Source organism: Bradyrhizobium sp. 199 (assembly GCF_023073355.1).
GTDB lineage: Bacteria > Pseudomonadota > Alphaproteobacteria > Rhizobiales > Xanthobacteraceae > Bradyrhizobium.
Window position 1 is genome coordinate 1323769 of sequence record NZ_JADPJI010000005.1, and the last position, 12313, is coordinate 1336081.

11 protein-coding genes are annotated in these 12313 nt (G+C 64.9%); 10 read left to right on the forward strand and 1 reads right to left on the reverse strand.

The window, feature by feature from the left end:
- Window positions 1-106: 106 nt before the first annotated feature.
- Window positions 107-2437: an ATP-binding protein gene (locus tag IVB28_RS14805; protein ID WP_247527139.1), complete on the forward strand. Its 2331-nt coding sequence runs from the start codon at window positions 107-109 to the stop codon at window positions 2435-2437.
- An 8-nt stretch (window positions 2438-2445) separates the two neighbouring features.
- On the opposite strand, the gene erpA is transcribed toward IVB28_RS14805, so the two are convergent.
- Window positions 2446-2775: an iron-sulfur cluster insertion protein ErpA gene (gene erpA, locus IVB28_RS14810; RefSeq protein ID WP_247527140.1), complete on the reverse strand. Its 330-nt coding sequence runs from the start codon at window positions 2773-2775 to the stop codon at window positions 2446-2448.
- A gap of 117 nt (window positions 2776-2892) precedes the next feature.
- On the opposite strand from erpA, the gene IVB28_RS14815 reads away from it, so the two are divergent.
- The 9 genes from IVB28_RS14815 (at window position 2893) to tatC (ending at window position 12141) form a co-directional block, all read left to right on the forward strand.
- Window positions 2893-4101, forward strand: a complete 1209-nt coding sequence (locus tag IVB28_RS14815) for a deoxyguanosinetriphosphate triphosphohydrolase (protein ID WP_247527141.1) — start codon at window positions 2893-2895, stop codon at window positions 4099-4101.
- A 9-nt stretch (window positions 4102-4110) separates the two neighbouring features.
- A complete protein-coding gene (gene argS, locus IVB28_RS14820; protein WP_247527142.1) occupies window positions 4111-5901 on the forward strand; it encodes an arginine--tRNA ligase in 1791 nt (596 codons plus the stop codon).
- Window positions 5902-6040: 139 nt separating this feature from the next.
- Entirely contained in the window at window positions 6041-7585 is a 1545-nt protein-coding gene (locus IVB28_RS14825; RefSeq protein ID WP_247528548.1) for an SPOR domain-containing protein, read from the forward strand.
- Window positions 7586-7631: 46 nt separating this feature from the next.
- Window positions 7632-8660, forward strand: coding sequence for a beta-N-acetylhexosaminidase (nagZ, locus tag IVB28_RS14830; RefSeq protein ID WP_247527143.1), 1029 nt, complete (start codon window positions 7632-7634; stop codon window positions 8658-8660).
- Window positions 8657-9496: a ScpA family protein gene (locus tag IVB28_RS14835; protein ID WP_247527144.1), complete on the forward strand. Its 840-nt coding sequence runs from the start codon at window positions 8657-8659 to the stop codon at window positions 9494-9496. Before nagZ ends, IVB28_RS14835 begins: the two co-directional genes overlap by 4 nt.
- 21 nt (window positions 9497-9517) lie before the next feature.
- Window positions 9518-10282: an SMC-Scp complex subunit ScpB gene (gene scpB, locus IVB28_RS14840; protein ID WP_247527145.1), complete on the forward strand. Its 765-nt coding sequence runs from the start codon at window positions 9518-9520 to the stop codon at window positions 10280-10282.
- A 166-nt stretch (window positions 10283-10448) separates the two neighbouring features.
- On the forward strand, window positions 10449-10682 hold the full coding sequence (locus IVB28_RS14845) for a twin-arginine translocase TatA/TatE family subunit (protein ID WP_018317874.1): 234 nt from the start codon (window positions 10449-10451) through the stop codon (window positions 10680-10682).
- A gap of 89 nt (window positions 10683-10771) precedes the next feature.
- On the forward strand, window positions 10772-11329 hold the full coding sequence (gene tatB / locus IVB28_RS14850) for a Sec-independent protein translocase protein TatB (protein WP_247527146.1): 558 nt from the start codon (window positions 10772-10774) through the stop codon (window positions 11327-11329).
- Window positions 11326-12141 carry a twin-arginine translocase subunit TatC gene (tatC, locus tag IVB28_RS14855; RefSeq protein ID WP_247527147.1) on the forward strand — a complete coding sequence of 272 codons (816 nt, stop codon included), beginning with the start codon at window positions 11326-11328 and terminating at the stop codon, window positions 12139-12141. The genes tatB and tatC overlap by 4 nt, the downstream gene beginning before the upstream one ends.
- Window positions 12142-12313: the final 172 nt, after the last annotated feature.

Consider the following 12313-nt stretch of genomic DNA (forward strand, 5'->3'; position numbering starts at 1 on the left):
TTAGAACAAACTGCAAACGCGCCCGTCAAGGACGCCGCGAAATCTCCCACAAAATTAACCCGGCTTAAGCAGGCAGCAGGCCATTGATCGTCAAAAGGTTCCTCGGATGGGATGGCCCGACAAGTCGATGAAGCTAACTGAGCCGCGTGACGGCTTGATCGGCGCGTTCCTGTACTGGCTGGGCGGCTTCGAGATCGAGGACGGCCTGACTGCCGATCTCAGCGAGCGCGAGATCCGTCGCATTCGCGCCAAGCAGATCGACGCGGTGACGCAGCTGATGCCGGTAACCATGGCGGTGACGATGCTGAACGTCGCCATCGTGCTGATCCTGTTCTGGGGCCGGGGCTGGAATGACTTCCTTGCGATCTGGGGCCTGACGCTCGCCACCACCGCCGCGCTCGCGGTGCGCGCATGGCGGCGGTCGCGTCGGAGCCCGCTGCAGGAGGCCTCATCCCATGCCGCGGGGCAGATGCTGCGGCAGGCGGTCTTCCTCGCCGCGATCTGGGGCACGTTGCCGCTCGCTTTGTTCAGCCGCATCGAGCCGACCAGCCAGCTGCTCCTGGCTTGCCTGATGGTCGGCATGATGTCGGGCGGCGCCTTCACGCTCTCGACGTTCCCGCGTGCCGGCCTCGTCTATCTCGCCACCGTGACGGTCGCCTGCGCCGGCGCGCTGCTGCTCTGCGGCGCCGGGCCCTATCTGGCGACGGCGGTGTTCCTGCTGCTGTTTGCATTTTTCATGGCGCGCAACATCGTCTCGCAGGGCAATCTCTTCCTCGGCAATCTCAAGGCCCAGCTCGAACTCGAACGCCAGACCGAGATCATCTCGCTGCTGCTGAAGGATTTTCAGGAGAACGCCAGCGACTGGCTGTGGCAAACCGATGCCGAAGGGCATTTGATCGACGTGCCCCAGCGATTCGCCGACGTCGCGCAGCTGCCGCTCCCGCTGCTGAAGGGATCGCATTTCGCCGACGTGCTCGACATGCTCTGCCCTGAGGACAAGAGCGCAGCCTACAACGTCGTCGGCCTGATGGAGCAGAACGAACCGCTGCACGAGATGAACCTCAAGGTGGTCGCCGGCGGCGAGGCGCGGCTGTGGTCGCTGACGGCCAAGCCCGCCTATGACCGCGAGGGACAGTTCCTCGGCTATCGCGGCTTCGGGCGCGACGTGACCGAGCGCTGGCGCGCGGAAAAGGCCGAGGCCGAGAGCCGTGCGAAATCCGACTTCCTCGCCGTGATGAGCCACGAGATCCGCACGCCCATGAATGGCGTGCTCGGGCTCGCCAGCATGCTGCTGGAGACAAAACTCGATCCGGAGCAGCGCGAGGCCGTCACCACGATCCGCGAGTCCGGCGACAATCTCCAGCGCATTCTCAACGACATCCTCGACCTCTCCAAGCTCGAGGCCGGCCGCTTCGCGTTCGAGGCGATCGACTTCGCCCCGCGGGCGCTGGTCGAGACCGTCGCAAATGTCGCGCGCGCAAGTGCCAACAGCAAGGGGCTGACGGTCAAGGTCGAGCTGGATCCGAACCTGCCGCCGACGCTGCGCGGCGACGTCGCGCGCATCCGCCAGGTGCTGCTCAACCTCGCCTCCAACGCGGTGAAGTTCACCGATCAAGGCGAAGTGACGATCTCAGCCACCTGCCAGGCGCGGCGCGATCTGCTGGCGACCGTCGAATGGACCGTGACCGACAGCGGCATCGGTATCGCCCCGGAAAAACTCGGCCAGCTCTTCAGCGACTTTGCCCAGGCCGATGCCTCGATCAGCCGCCGCTTCGGCGGCACGGGCCTCGGCCTTGCGATCTCCCGGCGCATCATCGAGCAGATGGGCGGTACCATCGGCGTCACCTCGACGCCAGGAGAGGGCTCTGCCTTCCATTTCACGCTGGTGCTGCCGTGGAGCCAGACGCAAACGTCAGATCAGGACGCAGGCCGTGATGAAGCCGACGGTCTGAAGGCCCGTATTGCGAGTCACGATCGGCCGCTGAAGGTGCTTGTCGCCGAGGACGATGCCGTCAACCGCATGGTCGTGAGCAAGATGCTGGGAGCGTTCGACGTCGAGCTGCGCGTCGTCATTGATGGCGCCGAGGCCGTCGGGGCAGCCTGCGAAGGCAATTACGATGTCGTGCTGATGGATGTGCGCATGCCCGACATGGACGGGCTCGCCGCCACCCGCGCGATCCGCGCGCAAGGCGGGCGCTTCGAGGCCTTGCCCATCATCGCGCTGACCGCGAACGCTTTCAACGAGGACGCCAGGATCTGCCGCGAGGCCGGCATGTCGGACTTCCTGGCCAAGCCGCTGCGCAAGCCGGCGCTGGTCGCCGCATTGCTGCGTGCGCTGGACGGCCACGTGATGTTGGAGGACGCGCCGCTCCAGCCGGAGCCGATGCCCGCCGACATGGAGTGGACGGACGAGGAAAGGCAGATTACGGGCGCTTAAGATGCCCGTTAGACCGAGAAGCTGGTCCCGCAGCCGCAGGACGCCGTGGCGTTGGGATTGTTGACGCGGAACGAGGCGCCGATCAGGTCATCGACGAAATCGACCTGTGACCCCTCCAGGAACGCCTGCGAGGCGGAATCGACCAGCACCACCGCATTGTCCTGCTCGATCACGAGATCGTCGTCGCTGCGGGCGCGGTCGATGTCGAACTTGTACTGGAAGCCCGAGCAGCCGCCGCCCTCGACCGAAATGCGCAGCATCGCGCCAGAGCCTTCGCCCTTGAGGATCTCCCCAATCCGGCGTGCGGCCTTGTCACTGATGGTCACGGCAGTGGTCATTGCTGGTCTCCGATAGTCCCGTCGTCCCGCGTCATACCCATTTTATTTGGTATCCCGCGCCCGACATAGTTAAGTGCCACCATACGCAGAATCAAATGGATAGGGACTAAATTCGCCGTGTCCGTCGGAATGGCAGCCCCCCGTGCGCCCTATGCCTGCGACCCCGATCGCAGCCGGGGCAGGCTGGTCGCCGAGCCGCCGAGCCGGACCCGCAGCCCGTTCCGCCGGGATGGCGACCGCGTGATCCATGCCACCGCGTTCCGCCGCCTGAAGTACAAGACCCAGGTGTTCGTGTTCCACGAGGGGGATCACTACCGCACCCGCCTCACCCATTCGCTGGAGGTGGCCCAGATCGCCCGGGCGCTGGCCCGGCAACTCGGGCTGGACGAGGATCTCACCGAAACCCTCGCGCTGGCCCATGATCTCGGCCATCCCCCGTTCGGCCACGCCGGCGAGCGGGCGCTGGACGCCTGCCTGAAGGCGTTCGGCGGCTTCGATCACAACGCCCAGACGCTCCGCGTCGTCGCTTCGCTCGAGCACCGCTATCCCGAGTTCGACGGGCTCAACCTGACCTGGGAGTCGCTGGAAGGCATCGTCAAGCACAATGGCCCGCTGACCGACCGCAGCGGTGCGCCGGTCGGGCGCTATCGCGAGCACGGCATTCCCGTCGGAATCGCCGACTACATCAAGACCTACGACCTGGAATTGTGGAGCTTCGCCTCGCTGGAGGCGCAGGTCGCCGCCATCGCCGACGACATCGCCTATGACGCCCACGATATCGACGATGGCCTGCGCGCGGGCCTGTTCCATCTCGACGATCTCAAGGTGATGCCGCTCACGGCCGAGATCATTGCCGAGACCTCCGCACATTACCCCGAACTCGAAGACCTCAGGCGCGGCGCCGAGCTGGTGCGCGAGCTGATCTCGCATCTGATCGGCGCGGTGTTCGCGGAGGCGCAGAAGAACCTCTTCGCGGTGAAGCCGCAGTCGGCCCAGGACGTCCGGCAGCAGAGCAGGGCGCTGATCGCGTTCCCGGCCGAGGTCGCCGAGGAAGAGGCGGCGATCAAGCGCTTCCTGTACCAGCACATGTACCGCCACAAGCGGGTGATGCGGGTGATGGGCGAGGCGGAGCAGATCCTGTTCGACCTGTTCGCCAAATACCTGAAGGAGCCGGCCGAGCTGCCGCCGGAATGGCTGCTGGGGGCGGAGGCGGACAATGAGGGCGACCGGGCCCGCCGGATCGGCAATTTCATTGCCGGAATGACTGACCGTTTTGCCCTGACCGAGCACCAACGGCTTTTTGACTCGACCCCGGATTTGCGTTAGGCGGCGACCATGCCCCAGACATCATCATCCCTGCATTTGTTCGCCGACGTGCTTGCACGCGTGCACGCCGCCTGCCGCGCGCTTGCGGCGGAGGCCAACTGGCCCGAGGGCATCGATTTCTCCCGCGTGGTGGTCGAGCCGCCGCGCGATGCCGCCCATGGCGACATGGCGACCAACGCCGCGATGGTGCTGGCGAAAGAGGCAAAAGCAAAGCCGCGCGATCTCGCAGAGCAGATTGCGGAACGGCTGCGCACTGATGCGCTGATCGCCAAGGTCGACGTCGCCGGTCCCGGCTTCATCAATTTGACGCTGAAGCCCGCCGCCTGGGCCGAGGCGCTGCGCACGGTGCTGCGCGAGGCCGCCGATTACGGCCGCGTTCGCGGCGGCTCCAAGGTCAATGTCGAGTACGTCTCGGCCAATCCGACCGGGCCGATGCATGTCGGCCATTGCCGCGGCGCCGTATTCGGCGACGCGCTGGCGAGCCTCCTGGATTTTGCAGGTCACGACGTCACGCGCGAATATTACATCAATGACGCCGGTGCCCAGGTCGACGTGCTCGCGCGCTCCGCCTTCCTGAGGTATCGCGAAGCGATCGGCGAGGACATCGGTGCGATCCCCGAAGGCCTTTATCCCGGCGACTACCTTAAGCCGGTCGGGGCAGCCTTGGCCAAAGAGCACGGCGATAAGCTCCTCGCCATGAGCGATGCGGGATGGCTGCCGACGGTGCGGGCCAAGGCGATCGCGATGATGATGGACGAGATCAAGGACGATCTCGCGGCGCTCAACATCCGCCACGACGTGTTCTTCTCGGAGCGCTCGCTGATCGAGGCCGGCAACAACAAAGTCGCCGACACCATCGATTTCCTGAAGGCCAAGGGCGACATCTATGAAGGCCGCCTGCCACCGCCGAAGGGCGCCCCGGTCGAGGATTGGGAAGACCGCGAGCAGCTGCTGTTCAAGGCGACTGCCTATGGCGACGATGTCGATCGTCCACTGATCAAGTCGGACGATTCCTACACCTACTTCGCCTCCGATATCGCCTATCACAAGAACAAGTTCGACCGCGGCTTCGCCGAGATGATCGACGTCTGGGGCGCCGACCATGGCGGCTACATCAAGCGCATGCAGGCGGCGGTGAAGGCGACGACATCGGGCAAGGGCGCGCTCGATGTCAAGATCGTCCAGCTCGTGAAGCTGCTGCGCAACGGCGAGCCGGTGAAAATGTCCAAGCGGAGCGGGGACTTCGTCACCTTGCGTGAGGTGGTGGATGAAGTCGGCCAGGACGCCGTCCGCTTCATGATGCTCTACCGCAAGAACGACGCGGTGCTCGATTTCGACCTCGCCAAGGTCATGGAACAGTCGCGCGACAACCCGGTGTTCTACGTCCAGTACGGCCACGCCCGGGGCCACTCGATTTTCCGCAATGCGCGAGCCGAGGTGTTCCCGGACCTGCCGGACGATACTGGCAAACGAATCGCATGGCTCAGTGAGTCGGCTGTGGAACGGCTGTCGGATCCGGTCGAACTTGAACTTCTTAAGCGCCTCGCAATATATCCTCGCATGCTCGAAGCTGCCGCCGCAGCCCACGAGCCGCACCGAATTGCCTTTTATCTCTATGATTTAGCCAGCGAATTTCATGCACTTTGGACGAAGGGGCGCGATTTGCCGTATTTACGCTTCATTATCAATAATGATGCAGATCTAACAAAGGCGCGGCTGGCAATGGTCCAGGGCGTCGTCTCGGTTCTGGCATCGGGCCTCGCCATCCTCGGCGTCCATGCCCCGAACGAGATGCGGTAGTTTGGGGCGAACTACTTAAGGGGAATTCGGGGGTAACCGGCAGAAGCCGGATCGCTTAGACTTGGTTGAAGCCTTGTGGGTCGAAAGCCGTGCCTTGGTCGAGGGGCGCGCGGCTTTCCCGAAGGGACGCATCATCACGATGGCCGAACGATATCAGGACAGACCGTTTCCTTCCGATGACAATGGTCGCGGTGGCGATCCGCATGGCAGGACGGAAAGTGATCCCTTGGCTGAGCTCGCTCGCCTGATCGGACAGACCGATCCTTTCGCCGCGCAGTCGCGGCCCGGCGCGCGCCCGCCGGCAGCTTCTCCGCCCGCCCAAGGCTATCAGGACGACGATCGGCAGGACGATGATCAACAGGACTATGCCGAGCCGGCCCCGCCGACACCGCCTTCATGGATGCGGCGTGCCAATGTGCAGCCGGCACCCGCGCCGGAGCCTGACTATCCCGTCTCCGTGAACCCGGTTCATCCGCTGCATCGCTATTCAGCCCAGCCCGCCGCGCCCGATCTTCATCAGCCGCAGGCCTATCAGGATCACGCATATCACGGGCAGGCTTACCAGCAGCAAGATCACGCCTACCAGCAACAAGCCTATCAGGAACCACATCAGCAGCCTGATCCGGCGCGCTACGACGATGCGCTCTATGGTCGGCTCGAGGCCGGCGAGCAGGATTACCAGCGTGAGCCGGCTTACCCGGATGATCCCTACGCCTACCAGAGCGACTATCCCGAGGCCGAACTCGATGAGCCGAAGAAGCGGCGCGGCGGCATGATGACGGTCGCGGCGATCCTGGCGCTTGCCGTGGTCGGCACGGGCGCTGCCTTTGCCTACAAGACCTATGTCGGCTCGCCCCGCAGCGGAGAGCCGCCGATCATCAAGGCCGACAACACCCCGACCAAGATCGTGCCCGCGCCGGCGGATTCCTCGGCCAAGGTGCCGGATCGCATGGTGAGCGGCGATGGCACCGAGAAGATCGTGCCGCGCGAAGAGGCGCCGGTCGATGTCAATGCCAAGGCGGGCGGTCCCCGCGTTGTGTTCCCGCCGCTGAACCAGAATGCCAACCCGCCATCGGTCGCGAGCGTTTCGCCGTCGATGGTGCCGGCGCCGGGCGCGGGGACGGCTGCGAGCAACGGCACGCTACCGAACAATTCGCCGCGGCCGATCAGGACTGTCGCGGTGAAGGGTGATCAGACCGATAGCGCCACGCCGCAATCGGCCGCTGGCGCCAAGCCCGCGACGGCTGCACCGAAGCCCATTGCTGCGCCAGCTGCACCCGCCGCGCCGCGCAATCCGCCGACCTCGGCCAATGCCAGCGCGAACCAGCCGATGTCGCTGGCGCCGCAATCGGCACCGGCCGCAGAGCCGCCGCAGCGGATGGCTGCGACCGCCCCCGCTCAGCTCGCCCCCGCCAGCAGTGGCGGTGGCAGCTACATCGTGCAGATCTCCTCGCAGCAGAGCGAGGAAAGCGCAGCGGCCTCGTACCGCGTGCTTCAGAGCAAGTATGGCAGCGTGCTTGGCTCCCGCTCGCCGGTGATCAAGCGTGTCGACCTCACCGACAAGGGCAAGGGGGTCGTCTACCGCGCCTTCGCTGGGCCCTATAGTTCTGCGGAGGAGGCGACGCACGCCTGCAACAGCCTGAAGTCTGCCGGCTTGTCCGCCTGCTTCGTCCAGAGGAATTAACGGCCGTTTCCTTGACCCTCTCGCGGGTCAGGGTTAATCGGCCATTATGAGCACGCGGGCCTTCATTACCGGCGTTTCCGGAACCGAACTGACCGCCACCGAGCGGGAGTTTATCCGTGCCCAGCGCCCATGGGGCTTCATCCTGTTCAAGCGCAACGTCGTCACACCAGCTCAAGTTGCTGCGTTGGTTGCGGAATTGCGGGCGGCGGCAGGTGCCGCCGACGCGCCTGTCCTGATCGACCAGGAAGGCGGGCGAGTGCAACGGCTGGGTCCGCCGCACTGGCCGGCCTATCCGCCCGGCGCTGTTTTCTCGAACTTGTACGACACTGATTCGGCGCTCGGGCTAACCGCGGCACGCCTCAGCGCCCGCCTGATCGCAGCTGATCTCGCCGATCTCGGCATCACCGTGGATTGCCTGCCGCTGGCCGACGTGCCGGTGCCGGGCGCCGATGCCGTCATTGGGAACCGGGCCTACGGTACTGAGCCGGGCAAGGTCGCGGCGATCGCGCGCGCCGTCACCGAAGGGTTGGAGCAGGGCGGCGTGCTGCCGGTGCTCAAACACATTCCCGGTCATGGCCGGGCCACCGCCGACACCCATTTCAAGCTGCCGATGGTGGACACGCCGAGGGCCGAGCTGGAACAGACCGATTTCGCGGCGTTCATGCCGCTGTCGGATCTGCCAATGGCCATGACTGCACATGTTGTGTTTAGCGCGGTCGACCCCGCCCATCCGGCGACGACATCTGCGACAATGATTGCTGACGTGATTCGCGGCGCAATCGGGTTCCAGGGTTTGTTAATGAGTGATGACGTGTCGATGAACGCGCTGTCGGGGAATATCGCCGAGCGGACCCGCGCCATCTTCGCGGCCGGCTGCGACGTGGCCCTGCATTGCAACGGCAACATCGAGGAGATGCGCGAGGTCGCCGGCCAGACACCAGAACTGTCCGGCAGGGCATTGGAGCGGGCGAACGCCGCGCTCGCCGCACGCAAGGCGCCGCAGCCGCTCGACCGCGTCGCCGCGCGCACTGAGCTGGACGCATTGATCGCACGGGCAAACACGGCATCCGCATGACTGCAGAAATTTTATCGTTTGAGACCGGGCGGCCTGCAGAGCTCGCCGAGGATGAACCGGCGTTGGTGGTGGACGTCGAGGGCTATGAAGGCCCGCTCGACCTGTTGCTCGCGCTGGCTCGGAACCAGAAGGTCGACCTCGCCAAGATATCGATCCTGGCACTGGCGGACCAATATCTCCACTTCATCGAAGCCGCGCGAAAAATCCGGCTGGAGCTTGCGGCCGACTACCTCGTCATGGCGGCCTGGCTCGCCTTCCTGAAGTCGCGCCTGCTGCTGCCGGAGCCGCCGAGTGCCGAAGGCCCGAGCGCGGAGCAGATGGCAACGGCGCTCGCCAACCGTCTGCGCCGGCTGGAGGCCATCCGCGAGGCCGCCAACCGGCTGATGAACAGGCCGCAATTGCAGCGAGATATTTTCCCGCGCGGCGGACCCGAGCAGATCGCCGAGATCAAGCATCCGAAATACACGGCGACGCTGTACGATTTGCTCACCGCCTACGCCTCGCAGCGCCAGTCGCGCGTGCTGGCGAGCGTGCATCTGGCCAAGCGCACGGTGTGGTCGCTCGCGGAGGCGCGCGCCACGCTGGAGCGGCTGGTCGGCAGCATCAGCGAGCAGGACGACTGGGGCGTGCTCGACGACTTCCTGATCCGCCACGTCGCCGATCCGACGCAGCGCGCGACGGTGTTCGCCTCGAGCTTTGCCGCCGCGCTCGAATTGGTGCGCGAAGGTCAGCTCGAACTGAACCAGAAAGAGGCGTTTGCGCCGATCTATTTCCGAAAGGGGCGCCCGAAACCGATCCCGGACGCAGTTCCTGCGCCTGATGCGCCGGTCGGTTAAGTGCAAGAAGGAGGAGCTACCATGGCAAGCCTGGCTGAAGTGCGTGTAGACGAGGCCGAGCCGATGGAGAACGAAACCCAGGCACGTCCTGAGGAACTGCGGCTGCTGGAAGCGCTGCTGTTCGCTTCGAGTGAACCGCTGGACACCGCGACGCTGGCCAAGCGCATGCCCGAGGGTGTCGACGTCAAGGCCGCGCTCGAGCAGCTCCAAGCGGACTATTCCTTGCGCGGGGTAAATCTCGTTCGCGTCGCCAACAAATGGACCTTCCGCACCGCAGGCGATCTCGCCTGGCTGATGACGCGGGAGAGCACCGAGACCCGCCGCCTGTCGCGCGCGGCGATCGAGGTGCTGGCGATCATTGCCTATCACCAGCCGGTGACGCGCGCCGAGATCGAGGAGATCCGCGGCGTCGTCACCTCGAAGGGCACGCTCGACGTGCTGCTGGAGACCGGCTGGATCAAGCCGCGTGGCCGCCGCAAGACGCCCGGCCGTCCGTTGACCTTTGGAACCACGGAGGACTTCCTGTCGCAGTTCACCTTGGAACAGCTCGGCGATCTGCCGGGCCTCGAGGAGCTGAAAGGCACGGGTCTGCTGGATTCGCGCCTGCCGACCGGATTCAGCGTGCCGACACCGTCCGACGATCCGCAGCTTCGTGAGGACGAGGATCCGCTGGAACCGGGCGACGAACTCGATCTGGCGCTGGCGCCTGCGGTCGAGCCCGAGACCCCGGAAGAGACGCCGGAAGGCCGCAATGAGGACGGCGGCGAGGGTGGTACCGAGGAGTGACACCCCGGCCATTTGTGGGCTCCCTGCGATCAGTTAACACTAGCAAGATTACGTAGTGCCGCCAGCGAATTGGCACTGCCTTGGTCCTTGTTTTTGAGCCCTGCCAAGCCTAGGTTTCGGTGAAGATCGGCCGGGTCCCGGCCATGCGCGTTTGGAGGGTTGCAGGATGGGTTCACTCAGTATTTGGCACTGGATCCTGGTGATCGCAGTGGTCCTGCTGCTGTTCGGCCGCGGCAAAATTTCGGATCTGATGGGTGACGTGGCGCAGGGCATCAAGGCATTCAAGAAGGGCATGCAGGACGACGACAAGCCCGCCGAGAAGCCGGAGCCGGCCAAGTCCATCGAACACAATGGTGCGCCGACTGCGGCGCGGTCCGACGTCGGCAGCAAGGCCGTCTGAGCCGAAAGAAGCACGCGAGACGCGGCCAGCGCCCCGATCCTGCGCGCGAGGGTTGGGCCGGCTGCGGCTTGGCGTGAACGGAAGACCTCATGTTCGATATCGGGTGGAGTGAACTGGTCCTCATCGGGGTCGTGGCCCTGATCGCCATCGGCCCGAAAGAGCTGCCGGGCGTGCTGCGCATGGTCGGACAGTGGATGGGCAAAGCGCGCAAGATGGCCGCCGAATTCCAGGGGCAATTCCAGGAAGCGATGCGCGAGGCCGAAATGGCCGACCTCAAGAAGAGCTTCGACGAAGTCAAGGAAGCCGCCACGGGATTCAATCCGCTGACCTCGCTCCAGAGGGACGTCAGCGACGCGCTCCGCGTCGATGCGCTGGACAAGCCTGCGGAGACGTCCGCGACGACTGCCGTTGAACCTCCGACGACTTCAAGCGAAGCGTCGACGACTTCAAGTGAAGCGTCGGCGAATTCAAGCGAAGTGCCGACGACGCCCACCACGCCGGAAGCCCCGACGCCCGCGACCTTCATGGAAGCCGAGGCGCATGCGGCTGCGAACGAGCCGCTTGCGATCACGCGTGAGGTCGAACAGGCGCAGGTTGCGCAGGACACCGCGCCATCCGAAGCGATCAAGGACGCCAAAGCGTCATGAGCGACGCCGATATCGAGGCCAGCAAAGCCCCGCTGATGGACCATTTGATCGAGCTGCGCTCGCGGCTGATCAAGGCGCTGCTCGGCTTCGGCATTGCATTCATCTTCTGCTTCTTCTTCGCCAAGCAGATTTACAACGTGCTGGTCTGGCCGTTCGTCTGGATCGCGGGTCCCGAGAACTCGAAATTCATCTACACGGCGCTGCTGGAATATTTCATCACCCAACTCAAGCTCGCGCTGTTCGGCGCCGGCTTCATCTCGTTCCCGATCGTCGCGACCCAGATCTACAAGTTCGTTGCGCCCGGGCTGTACAAGCACGAGAAGCAGGCCTTCCTGCCGTATCTGGTCGCGACGCCGTTCTTCTTCGTGCTCGGCGCGGCACTGGTCTATTTCGTCGTGCTGCCGATGCTGGTCCGCTTCTCGCTCGGCATGCAGCAGGCCGGCGGCGACGAGACCGCGCAGATCCAGCTCCTGCCCAAGGTCGGCGAATATCTGTCGCTGATGATGTCGCTGATCTTCGCCTTCGGCATCGCCTTCCAGCTTCCGGTGATCCTGACTCTGCTCGGCCGGATCGGCATCGTGACTTCGAAGATGCTGCGCGAGAAGCGCCGCTATTTCATCGTCATCGCCTTCGTCATCGCGGCCGTGCTGACCCCGCCTGATGTGCTGAGCCAATGCTCGCTCGCGATCCCCTTGATGGCGCTTTACGAGGGCTCGATCATCGCGGTCGGAATCGTGGAGAAGAGGGCGGCGGCAGCCGCGCCGGCGACCACCGGCACCGACGTCTCGACGCCGGCTAATCCGGCGGAGTAGGGGCCCAACTCCCGGTGTCATTCCCCGCGAAGGCGGGGAATCCGGTACGCGGCGGTTTCTCGGGGAATCACTGACGTCACTGGAATACTGGATCGCCCGCTTTCGCGGGCCATGACAGAGTGCTAGGGGAAGCCGCTGACGTACAACGTTTGCCGCTGTATGTTTCCGCGCC